11 protein-coding genes are annotated in these 21,884 nt (G+C 45.2%); 10 read left to right on the top strand and 1 reads right to left on the bottom strand.

All coding sequences use genetic code 11. The annotated features are described in order from the left end of the window. The first annotated feature begins 7 nt into the window (after nt 1-7). From ACSTTG_RS09155 to ACSTTG_RS09130, 6 genes are all read left to right on the top strand, one after another. Complete coding sequence (locus ACSTTG_RS09155) at nt 8-1,486, top strand: methyl-accepting chemotaxis protein (RefSeq protein ID WP_438458753.1); 1,479 nt, start codon at nt 8-10, stop codon at nt 1,484-1,486. A gap of 579 nt (nt 1,487-2,065) precedes the next feature. Further along, the gene (locus ACSTTG_RS09150; protein ID WP_438458754.1) at nt 2,066-3,535 is read left to right on the top strand and encodes a carbohydrate porin; all 1,470 of its coding nucleotides are present in this window, start codon (nt 2,066-2,068) and stop codon (nt 3,533-3,535) included. A 107-nt stretch (nt 3,536-3,642) separates the two neighbouring features. Continuing rightward, nucleotides 3,643-5,577, top strand: coding sequence for a sulfatase-like hydrolase/transferase (locus tag ACSTTG_RS09145; RefSeq protein ID WP_438458755.1), 1,935 nt, complete (start codon nt 3,643-3,645; stop codon nt 5,575-5,577). Nucleotides 5,578-6,241: 664 nt separating this feature from the next. Continuing rightward, the gene (locus tag ACSTTG_RS09140; RefSeq protein ID WP_438458756.1) at nt 6,242-8,164 is read left to right on the top strand and encodes a sulfatase-like hydrolase/transferase; all 1,923 of its coding nucleotides are present in this window, start codon (nt 6,242-6,244) and stop codon (nt 8,162-8,164) included. Nucleotides 8,165-8,482: 318 nt separating this feature from the next. After that, entirely contained in the window at nt 8,483-11,056 is a 2,574-nt protein-coding gene (locus ACSTTG_RS09135) for a glycoside hydrolase family 3 C-terminal domain-containing protein (protein ID WP_438474560.1), read from the top strand. A 403-nt stretch (nt 11,057-11,459) separates the two neighbouring features. Next, the gene (locus ACSTTG_RS09130; protein ID WP_438474558.1) at nt 11,460-13,124 is read left to right on the top strand and encodes a sulfatase-like hydrolase/transferase; all 1,665 of its coding nucleotides are present in this window, start codon (nt 11,460-11,462) and stop codon (nt 13,122-13,124) included. A gap of 229 nt (nt 13,125-13,353) precedes the next feature. Here the strand turns inward: ACSTTG_RS09130 and ACSTTG_RS09125 are convergent, their stop codons facing one another. Further along, nucleotides 13,354-14,436, bottom strand: coding sequence for a glycoside hydrolase family 117 protein (locus ACSTTG_RS09125; protein ID WP_438458759.1), 1,083 nt, complete (start codon nt 14,434-14,436; stop codon nt 13,354-13,356). 529 nt (nt 14,437-14,965) lie between these two features. Between ACSTTG_RS09125 and ACSTTG_RS09120 the strand changes: the two genes are divergently transcribed. The 4 genes from ACSTTG_RS09120 (at nt 14,966) to ACSTTG_RS09105 (ending at nt 21,852) form a co-directional block, all read left to right on the top strand. Further along, the gene (locus ACSTTG_RS09120; protein WP_438458760.1) at nt 14,966-16,237 is read left to right on the top strand and encodes an oligosaccharide MFS transporter; all 1,272 of its coding nucleotides are present in this window, start codon (nt 14,966-14,968) and stop codon (nt 16,235-16,237) included. A gap of 26 nt (nt 16,238-16,263) precedes the next feature. Beyond that, on the top strand, nt 16,264-16,665 hold the full coding sequence (locus ACSTTG_RS09115) for a hypothetical protein (RefSeq protein WP_438458761.1): 402 nt from the start codon (nt 16,264-16,266) through the stop codon (nt 16,663-16,665). A gap of 407 nt (nt 16,666-17,072) precedes the next feature. Further along, on the top strand, nt 17,073-20,363 hold the full coding sequence (locus tag ACSTTG_RS09110) for an FG-GAP-like repeat-containing protein (RefSeq protein ID WP_438474557.1): 3,291 nt from the start codon (nt 17,073-17,075) through the stop codon (nt 20,361-20,363). Nucleotides 20,364-21,096: 733 nt separating this feature from the next. Then, nucleotides 21,097-21,852 (top strand): FCD domain-containing protein, encoded by a 756-nt coding sequence (locus ACSTTG_RS09105; protein WP_438458763.1) that lies wholly within the window; start codon nt 21,097-21,099, stop codon nt 21,850-21,852. Nucleotides 21,853-21,884 lie beyond the last annotated feature (32 nt).

Here is a 21,884-nt window from a genome sequence, read left to right as displayed (position 1 = left end):
GAAAATAATGAAAAGTAAATTAAGTCGCACTCTGTCACTGTTTTTGATTATTGTCGGTGTGTTTGGTATCGCGATTGGTAGTGGCTTTAGCTATTTTATCGTTAAAGATCGCCTAGAAACCAACTATCAAGAAGATGTGCATGCGCAGATCGAGCTTGCTGAAGCGGCCTTGGTCGAAGCCATCTTTGTCTATGACTTTGAGCAAGCAGAAGCGGTCGCCAATGCGATGGTGCGCGCGGATATCTTGAACGCAGTGACTATTGTCGATCAGCGTGGCAAGAATATTGCGGTTTCTGGTCAACCAATTTCAACACTCCCAACGACTGAACACGTGGTGAATCGTGGTGAAGATACGATCGGTACCATTCAATTTCAGTTCAACCCCAGCGTTATTCAAGACAGCTTAGCCGGTGAGCTGTTCCTAATGGTGGTTGGGATTATACTGGTGCTGATTATTGTGATCGTCAGTGTTTACTTCTTTACCAGTTACGCTGTCATTACGCCAATCAATCACGTCGCTAAGTCATTATATGCCCTCTCAAGCGGTGAAGCGGATCTCTCGCAGCGCATTCCTGTCCAATCCAACAATGAAATTGGTCAATTGACTAAGAACTTTAATATGTTGATGGATAACCTAACCGAGATGCTTGATAGTGTCGCGCACGCGGGTAAATCGATTGATGGCTTGTCTGCCCAACTTTCGGATGTTGCCAAGCGCTCGATGGTAGATGCTAATGCACAGCACGAGTCAATGCAGTCGGCGGCGACTTCGCTTGAGGAGATCAGTGCCTCTGCCGATGAGGTATACCGCAACGCCGAAGTTACGCTAGAGAAGACTAAGCTTGCTCTTGAAAGTTCAGAGCAGGGTGTGGCGATGGTTAAGAAGAATGGCGTATTAGCAGGGCACCTTTCTGAGCAGATCAGTGATACTTCAGAACGCATCGATGCCTTGATTCAGTCTTCTTCTGATATTGGCTCGGTGGTTGAGGTTATTCTAAACATTGCTGAGCAGACAAATCTACTGGCACTGAACGCAGCAATCGAGGCGGCAAGGGCTGGCGAGCAAGGGCGTGGTTTTGCTGTGGTTGCCGATGAGGTAAGAGCGCTGGCACAGAAAACGCAAAACTCGACCTCTGAGATTGAAACTATTGTCACCAGCTTGCAAAACAACGCTAAGCGTGCGGCAGAGTCGATGCAATCTAGCCAAGGGTCCTCACAAGAGGTCACCTCGGCTGCGGAATCATTGTCGGAAATCTTGAGTCAAATATCGACCAATATTCAAGTGATCAACAATATGAATAACGAGGTGGCGGTTGCGACTAAGCAGCAGAGCGCTGTAACTAAGGGTATCGTGGTCAACATTGACGATCTTAACGGCCTGGCGAGTTCGATTGCTTCGAGTGCTTCGGATTTGGAAGATAAAACGGCAGACCTATATAAGCTCAATTTAACCCTGACGGATAATGTTGCACGCTTTAAGCTTTAGCCTTGGTTATATAGGTTATTCTTGAAGATGTTATATCGTCCATTTGGGTAGTATATAACTGTTTTAGAACAAATATTGAACAATAAAAACGACATCGCTGTCTCGCGATGTCGTTTTTATTTATACGCCCAAAAGCCTTATTACTCTTAATATTATGCAGTGTGAGATCTAACTCACGAAACGATAGTGATACCCGATAATTGTCACAAATATATGTTTAATTAGTCCTCAAGCGCGGTTTGACTTTACGCTAAAGATCATTTGCCAAGCAGGTGATTGTGGTTGATATGCGTCTGAACCACCTGTTTTTACGGGTATTGAAATCAACTGTTACACCACAGATGACGTTTTTTACATCTTTTATAGCCTTTCTTACAGCCATTGTGATCCACGCTATGTTTTCTGATGTCAACCTATTACTCATTGTTGTTAACCTTATCACGGTAAATTGGATTACCAATTGATACAATTTTTTGCAGATGAAATGGATGACGTCGATAGCTTTCAAAGCAGTGGTAGTTAATTAATGTCGAGCACAACCAGTTCACGGACTTAATCAAAAAATAATGGGTTAATAACATGAAGCGTGGAATATTTACTCTCTCTCTAATCGCTCTGGCAGTTGGTACATTTAGTCAGTCTACATACGCCGGCCTAAAATATGGTCGATACGAAGGTTTATCGGTATCAGGTTATGGTAAAGCATCTTTCGGTGTGACTAATGACCGTCTGATGCACAGAAAAGCAGAAACAAATGCGAATGGTTTGAACTATGTTCAAACAGCCGGTAACCCATACACAGAAACAGGCAGCTTAGGCAACGAAGGTGGTGAAGTTCACTTATACGTTGATTACGGCCTCAGCAAAAATGATCAAAACTGGGTGGCACACATCGATTTAGCCAGTGGTGCGACTCAGTACAGAAAAGACAACGACGCGGTTCGAGGTGATAACATCTTCTTGGACCAGTGGTGGGTACATGGTGTTGGCGTGATCCCAAGTAACCCTGATGCCTCTGTTTGGATGGGTAAACGTAAATACCCTAAATACTCACCAATCAGTGGTAACGATATTACTCAATCAGATGGTATTGGTGTGGGTATCGATAATTTCGATGTAGATTTTGCCAAGTGGAACGTCGGCATTGTTGCGCCTAACTGGGGTGGTAATTACCACAGCTGGTGTGGCGAGCGCGGTGGCGAAGACGTTGGCTGGGCTTGTCAAGGTGAGAAGGGCTGGGGTGGTACTTACTACAGCTTAGTGTCGAGTCTTAAAGCAATCGAAGTCACTGATTGGTTAAAAGCGGATGTATTCGGTGCCTATCGAACTTACTATGGCTCTGATAAGAATATGACCGATGTAGAAGGTGCTACGCCGACTGCAAAAGATAAACTACCTGATGGTTTCCAAATTGGTTTCCAGCTCACCCGTGGTGCGTGGACAGAGTTTGACCGTTTAGCGGTTCGCTACAACAATAAAACTGCATCTGGTGTTACACAAACATGGCTACACAACCCAAGCCATCAAATTGGTGGTTACTTCACTGGCCTGAAACACTTTGGTGGTGCTCAACAATACCGTCTCGAGTATACCCTTTCTCACGAGACCGCTATTTTTGATGATGAGGATTTCAGAAAGTACGGTAACGACTACATCTATGATGAAACGTACTGGAATCAAGCGGTTATCGCAGGTACCTACATTTGGAACCAACGCACCTCCACGAAAATTGAGTTAGCGTATGACCAAATGAAGTTCGTTGTTGCTGAAAACTTTGACTTTGCAGCCAACCAAGACGCTTCAGTGCACAAAGACGGAACAAACTCATCTTATAAAGTGACGCTAGCACAAGACCTACACATTGGTGGCTCTCGTTATGACAGACCATTAATTCGTTTCTTTGTCACTTACGGCAAGCTTGATACGAAGACTCTGGCCTACACCAACCTTGGTGACTGGCGTCAAGACAATAACCAAGACTTTGTTAGCAAACTTGGTACACGCGATGCGTTGTCTGCCGGTGTCATGTTCCAAACTTGGTGGAACTAATTCAGTCCGAAATATAGCAAGAATAATATTTAGTAATGCAATGGAGTCTTAATTGACTCCATTTTTTTAAGCTTATTTTAGTATGTAGGAAACATTTGGAGTAATAAGTGAATAAGAAAATCATCGCATCGACGATACAACTGATGGTTGTATTGCCAACCCTGTATGGGTGTAGCCAAGGTGCTGTTAGTAACAGCGCCCAAGTCCCGGCCAAAGCCCCTGTTCAAGCCACCGCACAAACATTTGATGCTCAATCTGCACCTAACGTACTGTGGATTATCACCGATGACCATCGCCCTGATTCAATCAGTGGCTACAACAAGGCTATGTTCGGCACCAAGGAAAGCCCCTTGGGTTATGTGGAGTCGCCAAACACAGACAAATTGATCGAAGAAGGCACGCTATTTACCACGGCGTTTAGTAACTCGCCAATGTGTGGTCCTTCACGTGGATCTTTGCTGTCTGGCCGCTACCCGTTCCGTAATGGTCACTATGCATTTGAGCTCACTCATACCAATCCTGATTTTGTCCGCCCAACCGTGCCAGAGTCTGTCCGTGATGTCGGTTACCAAACCGCCGTGTTCGGTAAAGAAGACGCGTATATTTACGCTTGGGGTCCAGGCCAAGGTTTCCATGACGCGGGTTTCTTTGACTACAAGGTTCACTTTAAGCACGATCTGCAAAAAAATGGCAAAGGTGATCTGTTCACCACCGTGCATTGGGGCCATGATGAGAACGGTAAGCTGCAAAACATGGGTTCTGCGGAAAAGGTTATTTATCCAGATGGCAGCGAAAAGACCTATGTTATCCGTCGAAAAAATGGTGAATTAACAGCCGAAGAAATTGCCGCAAAAGACGCCGTAACGGAAGAGTTCGACATACTTCGTGCTTACACACGTTTCAACCAAAACTTGATTCTTGGTGGTGTCAACCCAATGCCACAAGATGAGACGGTCGATGCTTACATCGTTAAAGAGCTGCAAAACTACCTTGAAAACGCCGACAAGCGCTTTAAGACCAGTTGGGGTAAAACCGCGCGTGGTGCAGATTCAAGCAAGCCTCAGTATATCCAGTTAGGCTTCCACTTGCCGCATACGCCGGTACTGCCACCAAAAGAGGTGCGTGAGCGTTTCCAAGATAAGGTGTACAACATTCCAGACTATGACCGCTCTGAAACTGAATTGCTGCCACGTTCTCTACAGCAAGTACAACGTGCGGGTGATATCTACCCAATGACATACGAAGAGAAACAACAAGCGATCCAGGATTACTATGCCTTTGCTGCACATGGAGATTACCTGGTAGGTAAGGCAGTTGAGTCGTTCAAGAAGTACAGCGAAGACAATGGCCAAGAATGGTTAATCATCTACACCATTGGTGACCACGGTTGGCACCTTGGCGAGCAGGGCACCATGGCCAAGTTTGGCCCATGGAAACAGTCTGTTGCCAATGCGGCGATCGTCACTTCATCGGACAAGAGCCTGATCCCAGCCGGTGCGGTTTATAAAGACATGGTTGAGTTCGTTGACTTTGCTCCAACCGTTTTGACCGCAGCAGGTATTGATGTGAACCAGCCACAGTTTGATTACCTAGATGGGTACAACTTGTTTGATGTTTACAATGAAAAACTACCAAAACGTGAATATGCACTGGGTGAAATCAATGCTATCGGTTCTCCTCGTGGTTACTTGCACACCGATCGTTTCCGTTTCTCAATGAGAACGCGTCCTTTCAACAACTGGGTACGCGAAGATCAACTCGGTAAAGACATCAAGTGGGCGCTGGAAGCGACACCTGAGGAAGCGGAAATGGTGCTGTACGATCTCGAATACGACCCGTTAGAGCAGAAGAATGTCGCTTATGATGCAGATTACGCTGAGCTTGCCGACTGGTTCCGCAACAAGCTTGGTAACATCGTGTTAGGTGATCGCCGTGCTGAGGCCGATTGGTCAAAAGCAAATAGCTACTACATTAGTGATTTTGCGCTCGGTGCGGATGACAAGGTAGCCGATATCCCAGCGGATCTGATTCCAACGCTTTAATACTGTAAGGGCGTCATTACAGTGGTCACTTGACTATTTTGCCTTTGACCCCAATTTAAACTTTGTATGCGGGTACTTACTTTAGTAAGTACCCGCATTTTCGTGTTAGGAGTGAGCCAAGCTATTGCAACCACACAACCGTCAAGCGCATTCAAGTGGCTAACCGCATCTGATTAATTTGCGCTCAGAACACCAAAATTTGCTTACATTAGATGAAAAAAACCTACACAGCGCACGATTTTATGATTAAGCCCATATTTCGATTAACCTTTTTTATTTACTGTTAACCCAATCACGGATAATTGGGCGACCAATTGCCATAATCAATCGCGATGGAGATCATGACATGGAAATTTGGACAATCTAAATAAGGATCTGGTGGCCAAAAGAGGGTCATCCTTGTAATCGTTATTGATGTTGCGTCCGTGCTATTTAAACTACCCTGTCAAGCAACCAAAACACTGTATCGCCCTGGCTATGCCATGGTGACTCATGATTAAGAGACCTTTCTGTCGGCTTTGCGGGGGAATGTGTCACTTAACGTGTTTAACAAAATATTTGCTTCTTGTTCCACTCCATCTTTTTCCAATGATTAGGGCGTTGACCCCAGCGTCCGGGTAGAAAAATTCGCGTTGAATTTAGTCTATAACGAATGGTTAGAGATATGAAAAAGACACTCTTAGTTACATCAATGCAGCTATTGTTTGTCCTACCAACCCTGTCAGGTTGTAGTGATAGCAATAACTTGCAAGCATCAGCAGAAACTTTTAAGGCCAAGCCTGCCGCAGAGGCTGAGGCTGCACCTAACATCCTGTGGATTATTACCGATGACCACCGCCCTGACTCAATCAGTGCGTATAACCAAGCCGTTTTTGGCACCAAAAACAGCCCACTCGGTTATGTTGAGTCCCCTTACATTGACCAACTGGCTGCTGAGGGTACCCTGTTTACGACCGCATTCTCTAACTCTCCAGTGTGTGGTCCAACGCGTGGCTCGATGGCGACCGGTCGCTACCCATTCCGTAATGGTCACTATGCATTTGAATTAACTCACCAAGCCCCGGACTTTATCACACCAACTGTATCGCAAACCCTGCGTGACGCGGGCTACCAAACGTCGGTTTATGGTAAAGAAGATGCTTACATCTTCAGATGGGGTCCAGGTCAAGGCTTCCACGAAGCGGGACTGTTTGACTATAAAGTCCACTTTAAACACGACCTGCAGAAAAACTTTATCGGCGATCTCTTCACTGAGGGCGTCTATGACTTCAATGATGACGGTGTGTATGAGATGCAGGGCACCACTGAAAATGTGGTTTACCCGGATGGTACAACTAAGAGCTACTTCCTGAAGCGTGCCAAAGGCGCACCGTTAACCGAAGAAGATTTGAGAATGCGTGCTGAGGTGGATGAAGAGTTTGAACTGCTGCGCGCCTACACTCGTGGTAACCAAAATCTTATTCTGGGTGGTGAGAACCCTCAACCGGCAGAAGAGACGGTTGATGCTTACATTGTTAAAGAGTTTAAGAACTACCTAGAGAATGCGGATAAGAAGTTTGAGACTAGCTGGGGTAAGACGGCGAAAGGTGCCGATACGAGCAAGCCTCAGTACATGCAGCTCGGCTTCCACCTGCCGCATACACCAGTACTGCCGCCGAAATCTTATCGTGATCGCTTTAAGCAGCACACGTATAACATCCCAGCGTACGATCGCTCTGAGACAGCGCTTCTGCCTGATCAACTGCAGAAGATCCAACGAGCGGGTGATGTTTACCCAATGACCTACGATGAGAAGCAGCAAGCCATCCAGGATTACTACGCATTCTGTGCACATGGTGACAACCTGATCGGTGAAGCGGTTGAGGCATTCAAGAAGTACAGCGAAGACAATGGCCAAGAGTGGCTGATCGTGTTTGCCATCGGTGACCACGGCTGGCACTTGGGTGAGCAGGGCATGAACGCTAAGTTCGGTCCATGGATCCAGTCAACCGCGAATGCAGCAATCGTGGTGTCTTCAGATAAGTCGCTAGTTCCTGCTGGTAAAGTTTATAGCGATATCGTGGAGTATGTGGATTTCGCGCCAACGGTTCTAACAGCAGCAGGTCTGGATGTTACCCAAGATGAGTTTGATTACCTTGATGGTTACAACCTAATCGATGTTTACCACGAGAATCTGCCAAAACGTGATTACGCGCTAGGTGAAGTGAATGTTATCTCTGGTCCGCGCGCTTATCTACATACAGAGCGTTTCCGTTTCTCAATGCGTACTCGCCCATTCAACAACTGGGTGAACGAGTCGCAACTAGGTAAAGATCTTGATTGGGCCCTGACCACCACACCAGAAAAAGCCGAGATGACGCTTTACGATTTGGACAACGACCCTCTAGAGCAAATCAACGTCGCTTACGATGAAAATTACGCAGCGCTTGCTGACTGGTTTAGAAATAAACTCGGTAACATTGTGTTGGGTGATGGTCGTGTTGAAGCGGACTGGTCTAAAGAGAACAGCTACCACATCAGTAACTTCGCCGAAGGCGCTGATGATAAGGTTGCTGATATCCCAGCAGAGCTGATTCCAGCGAGCTAACCAGGAGTATGCCAAGCAGGTCGTAAATGTAGGTCTGCTTGGCTTTCTTGTATAAACGGTGATTATTATCCTGATCACGGTGTATTTAAGCTACTTGGGCTATTTCAGAGGCCGCTATATATTTTGGTCTCAGAGTAATTCAAATAACAATTAATAATAATCTCTGTTTATTAGTTTATGCCAATCGATACATGGATGATTGGTCAGGCATTATATTGCTTTTTTTAAGCAGTATCAGTTTACTAAATTATACGTGGATAAATAGTAATGCGAAGAAGAGACTTTTTGAAAAAATCATCTGCAGTGGGACTTTGTAGCATGATACCTCTGCAGGTGTCAGCGGCAAAAATTCTAGATGACGTTATCTCAAGACAAGACCCGAATGAAAAGCAGTTGTGGCGTGATCCTAATGCAAGCATGGAAGATCGCGTAGCCGATTTGATGTCGAGAATGACCCTCGATGAAAAAATTGGTTACTGTGGCTCCCGAATCCCTGAGATTGACCGTCTGGGCGTACCGTTTTTTGAGTGGTACGGTGAGGCGCTGCACGGCATTATCGCTTGGAACTGTACGCAGTTCCCACAAAACAGCGCAATGGGTAGTACTTGGAACCCTGGCCTGATGTTTGATGTTGCAACGGCAATCTCAAACGAAGCGCGCGCACTGAAAAATGCCGGTGAGAAAGAGGTAATGATGTTCTCACCAACGGTAAACATCGCCCGTGACCCGCGTTGGGGACGTAACGGTGAGTGTTATAGTGAAGACCCGCACCTGATGACAGAAATGGCGCGTATGTACGTGCGCGGTATGCAGGGTAACGATCCTAAGTACACCAAAACCGTCACTACCGTTAAGCACTTTGTCGCCAACAACGTTGAGCACCGCCGCGAGTGGATTCACTCAAATATCAGCAAGAAAGACCTTTACGAATACTACTTCCCAGCCTACAAAACTATGGTGGTGGATGAAGAAGCCACTGGTATCATGACCGGCCTTAACGGTCTAAATGGCATCCCTTGTACTGCCCATAACTGGCTACTGAATGAAGTTCTTCGTGATGAGTGGGGCTTTAAAGGCTACGTGATTGCTGACTGGGCGGCTGTAGAGGGTCTGCATAAGCGCATGAAGTATGCTGACAGCCAGCCAGAAGCGGCAGCGATGGCGATTAAAGCGGGTGTTGACCAAGAGTGTTTCCGTAACAACGTCAGACGTGCACCGTTTGTTGAGGCACTAAAACCTGCCATCGAGCAAGGTTTGTTGACAGAACAAGAGCTAGACGTCTCTGTTAGTCGTCTTCTTCGTCTACGCTTTATGACTGGCGACTTTGATGATCCGTCACTCAACCCATACTCACAGATCCCAACCACTCTACTAGAGTGTGACGCACACAGAAAACTGGCGCGTCGCGCGGCAGAAGAGGCGATTGTTCTATTGAAGAATGACAATGTTCTGCCTCTTAAGCGTGACACTAAGAGTATTGCGCTAATCGGCCCGTTTGCCGATAGATGTTGGATGGGTATCTACTCAGGCTTCCCGAAAAACAAAGTCTCACCACACGATGGCTTGAAAAAGGCGACAAATGCGGACGTTCGCTATGCACTCGGCTGTGAAGTGACTGAGCACGAAGACGATGCGAAGCACATCGAGCAAGCGGTCGCAGTGGCAAAAGATGCTGAAACCGTCATCATGCTAGTTGGTAACGATGAGACTACTTCAACAGAGAACTTTGATAGAGATTCGATTACTCTACCTGGCAACCAGCATAAGTTGATCAAAGCAGTTCAAAAGGTTAACAAGAACATTGTCTTGGTGTTAATTCCAAGTGGTCCAACCGCAATTCCATGGGAGCAAGAAAATATCCCAGGTATCGTTTGTGCTTGGCCAAATGGTCAGGAGCAGGGCGATGCACTAGCGGACATGCTGTTTGGTAAAGTGAACCCGGGCGGTAAACTGACGTCTACTTGGTTTAATTCTGACGACGATCTGCCAGATATGCACGATTACAACGTCGAGAATGGCCGTACTTACATGTACTTTGACGGTAAGCCACTTTACCCATTTGGTTTCGGTTTGAGCTACACCAGCTTTAAACTAGATAACCTAGCGGTTAGCTCAGCCAAAGTGGCAGCGCAAGATACACTGCGTGTTTCAATCGATGTATCGAATACCGGTAGCCGTCACGGTGATGAGGTAGTCCAGCTGTACATCCGTGATGCGAAATCTAAGCGTAAGCAAGCACTAAAAGCCTTTAAGCGTGTTGGCGTGCCTGTGGGTGGCAAAGTCACTGTTGAGCTTGATGTACCGTATGAAGCGTTTGCCCATTACGATACTGAGCAGAACAAGTTTGTCGTGACCGAGGGTGATTTTGATATCCTAGTTGGTAATTCAAGCGATAACATCGCGCAAACCAAGACAATCCGTGTTGCTGGTGGTACTCCGCCAATCGTTAAGCTTGGTGAGAACAAAGGTGGTTACTTCACTGAAAGCGATCCTAAGCGTCAATTGGCATGGAACTTCTTGTATCCAAACAACCGCGGTATGACGGCAACAGCCGCCTCTACCGACAGTGGTAACGGTTGGATTGAGTACGAAATCACCTTCGTTGACCCAGGTTTCTATGTGAATACATGGGACGCGGTACTGAACTTCGACAACGTGTCTAAAGATGCGGTGATTGAGACCTCAATGGCCGGCGCGAAGATCGCGAGCTACGAGCTAAATCAGCAACGCAGCCAAGAGATCAAGATCCCAATCCCACCAGAGTATGGCCGTCCGGTGCGCTTGCGTGTGACTACCATGAAAGGTGATGTGACCAACGCGTCAATCAAGGTTATCTCACCAGGGGATGTGCCACCATTTGTGGTTAACAAGATCGCCGCAAAGTCTAGCTAATATTAGCTGCTAGAAAGTAAATAATCTTAATATCCTATCGCTGCTTATCTTCCGGTAATTTCTTATTGGAGATAAGCAGTTTTTTGTATCTCCTACATTATTTTTGAATAACGGCAACTTTATCAGCCGGACTTGAACGTCACTATGCTGCCTTTCAATTTAGCCCAGGATTGACACAATAAGTGGGCAAATTATCTTAGTGGGCTTGTCATGGTAAGCACTATCAACTTTGATATCACAAAATGTGGTGTATAAACGTCAAAGTCTCTATCTCAAATAACACTTTGGGGCCTTTGGTCTGATCAATTTATTCTAATTGGTTAATATTAGTGCAAAATTGACTGTGTCATCGATCGAAGGATTGACACTGTGGTGATGAAATGGACTTTTAGGGACCGAGAGAATGAATAGAATAGCCAAAACAGCAATTGCCAGTATGTGCTCGCTACTGGCGTGGTCTGCTGTGACAGCCGATGAGATAGCAACGTCACCAAAACCCAATGTCATTTTGATTTACGCCGATGATATTAGTGCGCGCGAACTGCCAATTTATGGCTCTTCGCAGTGGTCAGGTTTTCGTGGAGAGAGCGTGAGTGACCCAAGTAAATTGGCCACTACGCCGGTGCTTGATCGCATTGCATCGGAAGGTGCCTTTATTGAGACAGCTTGGGCAGCAACGGTGTGTTCGCCTAGTCGAGCGATGATGATGACAGGGCGTTATGCCAGTATCCATAAATGGTGGCACAACAAAGATTATGGGTTTGTGTTGCCCAAGGGATCGCAGCAAATTGTGACGCCAAAGCCAGGTTGGATTACTTATGAAGGACCGTTGGAAGGGCGAACGGTTAACCTGTTAGAGACGTCAGAGTTGCAAATTGGTCATTTAGCCAAAAATGCGGGTTACGCCACTATTTGGGCAGGCAAAACTCAAATGCCCAAATGGGATCAGTATGGGTTTGATGAGGGGGTCTTTACCCCCGGAACGCGGTACGAAACTTGGAACAATAGAAGTCCCTACACCAGCTTTGATCTGATACCCAAACAGGTAGATGGGAAACGCGCTCTGATAAACAAAGATACAGGTGAACCGATAGAGTCTCGCTCCTACGCTCAACAGAGTCGACTCTGGCAACCCAGCGTGACATTGATGAATCACCCCAGTAACTCGGAAACGTTTGAATTTTGGCCCAATACTGAGGAATCTAAAGCCGACTATGGTCTCACCACCTACGGTCCAGATGTAGAGCTAGACTTTATTTTCGAATTTATGGAGCGGAAAACCGCAGAGAATGAACCGTTTTTTGTCTATCATACCAGTCACCTAGGCCATGACGCGTTTGATTGGCTTAATCCGTCTTCTCAAGAAAAATGGCCCGGCACCCCAGTGGTCCACTGGGATGGTGAAAAATACACACGGGTAGAAAGCAAAATTACAGGTGAAAATGGTTCCTATGAGACGTATGGCACAGTGACGGATCCTGGTATGGCGAGCCATATAACCTATCTTGACTATCAAATTTGGTTATACCTTGAGAAGTTAAAACAGCTGGAAATTGAGAATGATACGATTTTATTATTTTCTGCCGACAATGGCACCAGCGGCTATGGTAAGCATTCACACAGTAAACAACTGGGTATGCACGTTCCTTTGGTGATCTATGCTCCTGGAGTCGAGATGAGTAAGCAAGGTAAGCAGCCGGTAATTGCCTCTATCGCCGATGTGTTACCCACACTAGCGGATATCATGCAAGAGCCTATTCCGACCGATTATGTGGTTCATGGTGAAAGCCTGTGGCCATTTCTGACGACAGATAAAATCAAGCATCGTGATTGGATTTATTCGTACAAAAACCATCGTCAGATGATCCGTGGCGATAAAGTGATGAAAGATGGTGATGACAAATGGTGGGATGTATCGAGTTCGCCCGCGGATTTAATCAGCTTCAATGAAATTAAAGATTGGTCGAAGGTTTCCGAACAGCATCGCCAAGAGCGAGATAAACTGCTGTTGGTTTTGCCGCACTTTGATACCTATCAGCAAGAGCATGACTTTATTAGTTTGGAATAAATCCAGTGACTCGCGATTGGCTTGCTCTGAGCCGTCCGATATTGTCTATTGCGCTAATCTTATTGCTATTTCAGCGCTGTAGACTGGGTCGAAGTGAGAGGGGAGAGGCGATAACTTAGCCTCGCTACTTATTGCGAAACAGTTTCGCTTCACGGATATCTATGTACTGAGCGAACAAAAAACCCGCCACAATGGGCGGGTTACAAGCGTCTATTGAACAGTCTTGGTCTTAGTTTGAGTTCTGGAATGTACCCGCTTCAAGGATTTGACGTTTTACCTTGTAACGACAGATGTAGTTCCAGTTCCACGAGGGATCGTACTTGTGGCAAAGGCCCCATTCTAGTGAGTGTTCTTCTTGCTCCTCAGGTGTGTCCGGGCGGAAAATACCTAACGCCTCTGGTGCACCCTTGATGTACGACATGATTTCGAAGTTGATACCGTCTGGTGCCCACTGGATAGTGTTCTTCTCAGGGCCATCTGTGGTGATTAAAGACGCGATACCGCCATTTTGATGCCAAACGGCTACTTCATGGCCACTGTTTGAGATTGGGTTGTACTCAGATTTCACGTAAGGGCCAAGGATATGATCAGCAATTGCAACGCCGTGTTTGATCTCACGACCACCCATGTTCATCTCTTCACCCATGGTTTCACCTTTGTAGTAAAGGTAAAACTTGTTGTTGAAGAACATGAGACATGGATCGTGCACCTTGTGGCTATCAAAGCTGCCTTTCGATTTAACGATAAAGCGGTTGTCTTCATCGCCATCCCATTCGCCATCGCGTGCAGGGCTTAGAATTGGTGCTTCTGATTTAGTCCATGGGCCGTATGGGCTGTCAGACCACGCCAACGCGATCTCTTCAAACTGACGGTTAGTGTACGGAGTTTTAACCGTTTGGTAAGTAAGGTAGTACTTACCTTCATGGACTAGTACTTCTGGTGTGAACACGGCGCGATCATCGTATGAACCAGGCTCTCCAGCTTGAATCGCAGGGCCTTCCTCTTTCCATGTGATGCCATCTTCAGACGAGGCGTGCCAGACTTCAGTCAAATCCCAAGGGAAAACTTTATCTTCTATATTACCAGTAAATCCAAGTGTCTCACCTTCGCCCTTGGTGTACCAGCAGTGGTAAACACCATCAACTTGAATCACAGCGGTAGGGTCGCGTCGAATCACACCGTCTTCAAATTCAAAATCTCCCTTAAGCTCGATTACATCGAACTCAACGACCCATTCTGGTCCTTTGTTGTCATAGCCTAGCTCAATTGCGCGTTGGCTAGCGAGACTGAGTTTCTTTCCTGAATTTTCCATTTTTGCCTCAGATACTTGGAATTGATGTGAAAAAGGTAAACCAATTTGTTGACTGGTGCAACAGATGCTGTGAGCTAGGTACGAATAGCGTGATTGTGAGCACGTTAATGACGATTGGATACGTTATCTGTGCATTTATGCTATTTCAAAGCACGAAGATTTTATGACCTGGGCATTAAATATCTAAATTTTAAAGCATCAAGTTGAATAGTTACTGATGCTATAAATCATATGCCCTGGCAAATTAATTTCATCGAATAGAGAACCAAAATCTTGAGAGGTGTCGCTTTAAACATCGACATACAATGCTATTATCGCCCATCAACGATGATTGGTACGATGTTCGCCCAAAATCACAAGGGCAGAAAACAGCAAATTCATCAAAAGGTTAACCAATATCACTCCACAAGTTATCCAATAATCAAAAACTGTTACACCTGTCACTGTATCAAGCCAATACGTTCTGTACTATTCCTTTAGAAATTTGATTAGTCGGGAACGGCTGTAAAAGGAACGTAACGGAGTAACTATGAAAACCGATTCAAATAGAGTGGCAATGGGCAAGCTATGCCTGATGTACTTTTTCTATAACTTCTTTTGGTCTCTGACCTCCGGCTCTTTGTTTGCTGTTTGGCTAAACGACAGAGTTGGCATTGATGGGTCTCAAATTGGTGTGTTATTTGGTCTACAAACCGGTATTGCCGTGCTCTTTAAACCTGCGATGGGTTATATCATGGACAAACTGGGGCTGAAAAAGCACTTGCTGTACTTTATTGCGGTACTGAGTGTCCTTATTGGTCCATTCTATCTTTATGTCTACGCTCCTTTACTTGGTAATGATGCCACGTTCTGGGCCGGCGTTATTATCGGTGCTTGTTACTTAGGCATGCTATTCCAGGCGGGCAGTGGTGTAATCTGTTCTTACTCTGACCGTTTCGCCCGTTGCCACAATAATGACTTCGGTTTGGTCAATGGCTTTGGTATTGCTGCTTGGGGTGTATCAGCGGTTCTCGCTGGTTTCCTTTACAATATTGATCCTAACCTTATTTTCGTTGCTGCAAGTATCGCTGCATGTTTGATGCTGTTCTTTGCCTTCACCCTGCGAGTTAAGCATCTTGAAACGGTTGATAATGAGGTTCTCTCTGCTGAGAAAATTCAAAGATCAGATGTTATTACGCTGCTGAAAAATCCAAAAATGTGGGCATTTATGACCTATGCGGGTACGATTTCAGTGGTTTTCTGGACATCGATGACGCAGTTTACTCGTTATTTCGTCAGCTTCTTCCCGACTCAGGAAGAGGGCATCACATTTAGCTCGAACATGGACGGTTTGACATCGGTCTTCCTATTCTTCGTCAGTGCTAGCGTACCATTCGTGATTAAACGTATCGGTAGTAAGGGCAGCTTGATCCTAACGGCATTCGGTATCACCGCTTGTCTATTGCTTATCGGTTACGCTGGTTTGGGTGAGAAAAACCTACCGATCGCGATTGGCGCAAAACTGCTGTTTGGTATTGTTAACCCGCTGCTTATCGTTTCAGTGTTTGCTTATATCGCCGAGCAGTTCGATAAGAAAGTGAACTCGTTTACCTACATGTTTGGTTTCCAGGTCATCAACAACATCATGACCGCGATTGCTGCGCCATTTATGGGCAATATGTACGATATCTACGGTTTCCCAATGAGTTACATCTACTTCGGTCTGTTCTCACTGGCTGCAACCATCCTTGCCTTCTTTACTCTGAGCTCACCAAAGGATGCTCCGAAAACAGAAGAACAAAGCGAACCCGTTACAGCCTAGTCTGTTAATCGAAAGAGGATAATTCAATGAAATGTCTTTATATCGTGCGTGGCCCATTTGGCACAGGTAAAACAGAATTTGCCAATACTATTTGTAACAATGTTGTGTCTTGCTGGGACTATTATGCTCGCTATGGGATGAACAAGTTTGACGCTAAACTTAAAGTACATGCTGATGAATATTGTCGTGAGTCTGTAGTGCAACTGATGCGTGACAAGGTGGAGAAGATCGCTGTCACTAACTCATTCTCTAAGAACAGTGATTTGGATTTTTTCTATCAGATTGCTCAAGATAATGGGTATGAGGTATTTAGTTTGGTCATGGATGCCAAAGATACCGACAAGTACAAGCGTGACGCGCCGGAGGATGTGATCCTTAAACAGATTATTAACCTTAAAAACAACGTCCCATTCCATCAAGGGTTCTAATTTAGTCTGTCGTTTAGACTAACTCAAACCGCCTAATCGGCTAGTACGATTAGGCGGTTTTTATTTTTATGTCATTAAAAACATAAGTAATGAGTTGTAATATAACACCCACTATTGTTACACTATAACAATAGTGGGTGTTATATTATAACGTTAATGGAAAATATATGATTTTAACTGCTAATATAGCATGTCAAGGTTATTTGTAAGCTCTCGTAATTGTTTGTATTAATTTAACTTTGTAATTAAAAATTAATAAACTTTAGTAATGTAAATTACATTGTCGACCTATTCCACATAAATTGGTCAGATATATTCTGTAATATAAAGCTTGAGTTATGAATCACGATAATTTTTGTGGTCGAATGACAATATTAAAATTCCAATACATAAGGAATGATTGTCATATGAAGAAGTATAACGTAATTTCCCCAGTGGGAATTCGCATGCTAGCACTTTCCGCTGCTATATTAGCAGGTTGTAATAGTGATAATAGCAATGGAGACCGAGATAATGGTAGCGACGTTGTCAGTTTACCTGCGCAAATAGAGGTTGGGGATGATATAGATATTAGTGTTGATGTTATTTCACCTGAGGTGCTGCAAGCATTTGAGTTGGATGTTGAAATAACGTCAAACTTTGCCTCCATTAGTATTATGAGCGGCGATACGATCCTAATTGATAATGTCGATATACCTTCACAAGGGGAGCACAAGTTGCGACTAGTTGCTCAGCTTCCGGCAGACAAGCTCACAACTTCATCGAGTGATGATGGAGAGGTATTGTCGGTTGCGGTGCGTAACGGCACGGTGACGCTCAAGTCCGTTACTGCGACTCCACTTAATGAAATGACCTTGCCGAGTTTTTACGACGCTTCCAGCGATATCGGTTTAGAAACCGAGGTCACATACAAGTATGGCGGCCCTTCTGTTGGTGATTTCGAGGGGAATGGTTTTTACGACGCTGTACTGAACAATCATAACTTTATTGCACCACAATTAATGACTAACCATAGTGGGCAAAGTGTTGATGTTAAGCCACAGTGGGATTGGCCAAGAGACTATCATGGTACGGCTCTTGGCGACTACACTAACAACGGACACTTAGATCTGATGGTGGCAATGGGTGGCGCCAATGGCACCAGTCCTTCTTCTTATATATTGTTAAAAAATGAGGGTGGAACGTTTGTAGAAGTCGAGAACAATGCGGGTATCAACACACCGGCTCGAGGGAGAGCGCCTCGGTGGGTCGACCTGAACAATAATGGACTACTCGATTTAGTCTTGGTTAATGCAATGACACCTAACTACGATGGGCCACAACAGTTGTTCTATCGCAACCTAGGCGATGGTACGTTTGAACAAGTTAGGGTAGCAGGTATCGAAAGAGCAGGCGGTGAAAGGGTTCTCGTACTCGACTTTAACGATGATGGTTACCAAGATCTGATGCTGTTCTCACCTCTGTCGCTTTGGCAGAACAATGGTGACTTTACCTTCACTGACGTAACAGCAGATTGGCTGCCTGCGAATGTCCACGGTCTACATCAAGTCCAGGCCGCTGCGGATATGGATTTGACCAATAATGGCTTATCGGATCTTTATCTATCTCGCGGGCTACCAGAATATCAATTATCCAGAAAGTCCTATGATTTTAATCCAACCACCAAACAGTTCGATGTTCGTGATGATGGAGAAAAAGGTGAAACACTGGTTGATTTAGCCACTGATCCAGGCAGTACAATTACTTTAAAAAATCTAGAGTTAACCTATCGTCAATATAATGATGGCTATCCAATTTATCTTGGTAGTGACAAAGATAAGAAATGGGTTTATGCAGAGGGCTTTCAGGAAAACCAATTACATCCTGATATGAAAGATGCCCCTCATTTCCTTGATATTTCACCAGCAGACGCTGAGGGTTGGCCAGAACAACGTGACCAAAATGGTTTTTATATTGGTCACCTCGGTGATGGTCAATGGAAAGTAGAATGGGTCCGCGATCAAAACGTATATTGGATGGTTGGCTTTACCATTGAAAATGTTAATGATGTTTCGATGGACTGGATACCAAATAATCGTAACGTAAACGACATCCTATTAATTAATGATGGCGAAAAATTTGTTGATGCCTCTGAGGAATGGAATATTCCTAAAGGCGGCAACCACTGGGGCGTAACCTTTGGTGATTTTAATAACAATGGATGGAACGATCTATTTATTCACCGCTACGGGTTCCTTAAAGAGCGTATTCGCGACCTGTTGTTGATCAATAATGGAGAGGGCTTTGAAATTACCACGGCGCATGGCGCACATGACGTATTGGATCCTGGTCATGGCGATATGGGGCAAGCGTTTGATTTTGACCGCAACGGTCGGGTCGATCTGCTCAATGGTAGTAACGAGCAAGGGAAATGGTACCTGTACAAAAACGCCACCGCTGATCATGGCAACTTCCTAAACATCGATGTTGGTTACAGCCCTGTGGGCAATATCGACCCGATGGGCGCTAAAGTAGTGATCGAAACCGCTTCAGGGACAACACCGTCACATCGAGTTGGTTCGCGTGGTGAAGTCTTCTCACAAGGGGTGATGAATTTAACTCACTTTGGTTTAGATTTCTCAGAGTCTGTTGATAAAGCGACAGTAACTTGGCGAAATGGTGAAGTCGTTACCTTCACTAAACCAAGTGTCAATTCAACTTTGTTGTCAGCGAATGGTGATTCACCACTACCTGTGTCTATTGAGCTTGAAAGGGATGAGAAGAAGCTGCGAGTTGACGAGCAATATCAGCTTGAGCCGTCATTTACTCCGCTTAATGCGCTGACATCTGTTACCTACCACTCGAGTAATCCAGCGGTGGCGACGGTTGATCAATTAGGAAATATCACAGGGGTGAGTGAAGGTGATGCCACTATCACTGTCCAATCAAGCGAAGACACCAGTGTCGAGCAGACAATCGCTATTTCTGTAGGTGATTTCGATCCTAACTATGTCACTGACATTCAGATCGAGCATGATGGAACATACTTATATGTTGGTACGGAAGTGGAACTTGACTTTGTGTTGACTGCAAGTGATCCACTGGAGAAACCGGATGACGCTACGGTAAGCTGGAGTAGTTCCGACGACAGTATCGCGCGTGTATCGGTTGATGGCAAGGTCACGGGCGTGACCGAGGGCAGGGTTGACATTGTGGCCTCGGCTAACGGAAGTGAACAACCTAACATGGTGACTGACACGATAAGCTTTGACGTTGAAGAGTATCAATCTCCGTTTGTCGTTTTTGACAATACTGACTGGTACTATAAAACAAAAGCTAATCCAATCGATAAACCTCTTTTGGTAAATTTGAGCTATCACGCAGGGTCCAATGACACATTATCTGGCGGGATTCGAGTGTTTTTCCGTCTACTTGAGAATTGGCAGGTTGTGAAAGATTACAACGGCCAGTCAAGTGGCGAGGCATTCGATGTAATAGCAGAGACAATTGGAACCGACCTTGGGACAGTGACCTATGAGTTAGACTTGCCTGGGTTCGCACAAGCTGGTTTGGTGCCGTCGGAACATTTACCAGAAAACCAATTCTACTATCTGTACGTAGTGGGTAAGAGTGAGAGTGGTGAGGACTTTCAGAAAGCAGTATACCCAGTGTGCATTGTGCCGCCTGTCGCGGAAGGAGAGACCCCAGAAAACTGTTAGCACAAATGGTTTGGTCTCACTAGCACTTAAGCCAGTAGGCTAAATACCAGTAAAGGGGTGAAGCTCAGTATTGAGCTTCACCCGTCATGTTTGGCTTAATAACATGACGGGCGAAATGGCATTCGATATTCAAAATAAGTATTTGTCTCAACGGTCTTGTGTGAGCCTTATAAAAACGCCTTCAGCAATGCTGAGGTCGTGCTTATCTGTGCACGAGAATAGGAAGCCGTCAAGATTGCGAGAAAACCTAGCTATGAATGATTGAGTCGTTGTTGTAAACCAAAAGAGCAAAGCGTACATAATTGCTTCTTTAACAGCAAGAATACCCACGATCACACCTCGCCTCTCGCAGCAAAGCGTTCCCGCCTCTCGCCTCTTCCCCAAGGGAAAAAAAAAGCCCTGCGCTTTAAAAGCACAGGGCGAAAACTGCAGATTGTACCCCCATGTACCCACCTGCTAATGGACCTCTCTTACAAGGTGTAAGAGAACACTTTGCTGTCGGGATTAAAGATAAACCGGTTGTGACCTGTGGTCAACCAGTTTTATTGATAAATTTACAGTTTCTACAACTAAATGCGACATTGGTCTTATAATTAGACTTTGGTCAACGTTTAGCAGCACGTATTCGGTAATATAAGTGTCATTGTTGTTTTACTTTATTACCAATAGGCATTATTGGTGGGTCAATGGGCTTTTGTGTTGACCAGTTATAGTGACGGGTTTGAATTATCTTATGGCAGAATTAATCAATAAACGCAGATATTTTGATGTGGGTACCCAGATCGAAGGTCTGCTGGAATCGGGTGTTTTTAAGGTTGGTGAGCGCCTTCCTTCTGAGCGTGAACTGAGTGACATGCTGGATACGAGTCGTGCTACGATTCGTGAGGCGATAATAATGTTAGAACTCAAGGGCTTGGTTGAAGTTAAGCAGGGGGCAGGTATCTACTTTATTGATGTTGAAGATCAAAAAGTACAACCTATTCTAGCACCCAAGAGTGATGTCGGCCCGTTTGAGTTGCTTCAGGCTCGTCAAGTCATTGAAAGTACAATTGCTGCTTTCGCTGCGAGCCAAATTAAATTTAATGAACTGCAAGCACTGAAAAAGATACTGGTGCAGCAGGAAAAAGAGATTAATGGCAACAGCGCTAAGTTTGAAGAGCTTGACCAAACATTCCATCACATGATTGCAGAATCAACGCAGAATCGTGTATTGATCAACCAGGCTACTCAGATGTGGAGTTCAGTGCGGATTCAAAACCCATTGTGGCGAGAGCTGAATCAAAAGTATCTCCATGAAGAGAAACTAAAAAACACCTGGATTGAGGATCATAAGCGTATCTTCGTTGCACTGCAGAAGCGTAATCCTGAAGAGGCACGCCAAGCGGTTTGGAATCATATTGAGCAAAGCCGTCAGGAATTGATGAAGCTGGTGATTGCTGAAGATGCGAGCCCCGAGTTGGATGACTTGTTCTTTGCACAGGAAATCTAATTCTTTTGCCTAAAACACCGTCAATCTGCTTG

The sequence above is a fragment of the Vibrio glycogenivorans genome (genome assembly GCF_051660965.1).
GTDB lineage: Bacteria > Pseudomonadota > Gammaproteobacteria > Enterobacterales > Vibrionaceae > Vibrio.
This window is presented reverse-complemented; position numbering and strand designations above follow the sequence as displayed.

What these genes read in the sequence shown, in the direction of transcription:
- ACSTTG_RS09140 (WP_438458756.1), top strand. Translation starts at nt 6,242, where the DNA reads ATGAAAAAGACACTCTTAGTTACATCAATGCAGCTATTGTTTGTCCTA.
- ACSTTG_RS09135 (WP_438474560.1), top strand. Translation starts at nt 8,483, where the DNA reads ATGATACCTCTGCAGGTGTCAGCGGCAAAAATTCTAGATGACGTTATC.
- ACSTTG_RS09125 (WP_438458759.1), bottom strand. Translation starts at nt 14,436, where the DNA reads ATGGAAAATTCAGGAAAGAAACTCAGTCTCGCTAGCCAACGCGCAATT.
- ACSTTG_RS09130 (WP_438474558.1), top strand. Translation starts at nt 11,460, where the DNA reads ATGAATAGAATAGCCAAAACAGCAATTGCCAGTATGTGCTCGCTACTG.
- ACSTTG_RS09120 (WP_438458760.1), top strand. Translation starts at nt 14,966, where the DNA reads ATGAAAACCGATTCAAATAGAGTGGCAATGGGCAAGCTATGCCTGATG.
- ACSTTG_RS09105 (WP_438458763.1), top strand. Translation starts at nt 21,097, where the DNA reads ATGGCAGAATTAATCAATAAACGCAGATATTTTGATGTGGGTACCCAG.
- ACSTTG_RS09155 (WP_438458753.1), top strand. Translation starts at nt 8, where the DNA reads ATGAAAAGTAAATTAAGTCGCACTCTGTCACTGTTTTTGATTATTGTC.
- ACSTTG_RS09150 (WP_438458754.1), top strand. Translation starts at nt 2,066, where the DNA reads ATGAAGCGTGGAATATTTACTCTCTCTCTAATCGCTCTGGCAGTTGGT.
- ACSTTG_RS09115 (WP_438458761.1), top strand. Translation starts at nt 16,264, where the DNA reads ATGAAATGTCTTTATATCGTGCGTGGCCCATTTGGCACAGGTAAAACA.
- ACSTTG_RS09110 (WP_438474557.1), top strand. Translation starts at nt 17,073, where the DNA reads ATGAAGAAGTATAACGTAATTTCCCCAGTGGGAATTCGCATGCTAGCA.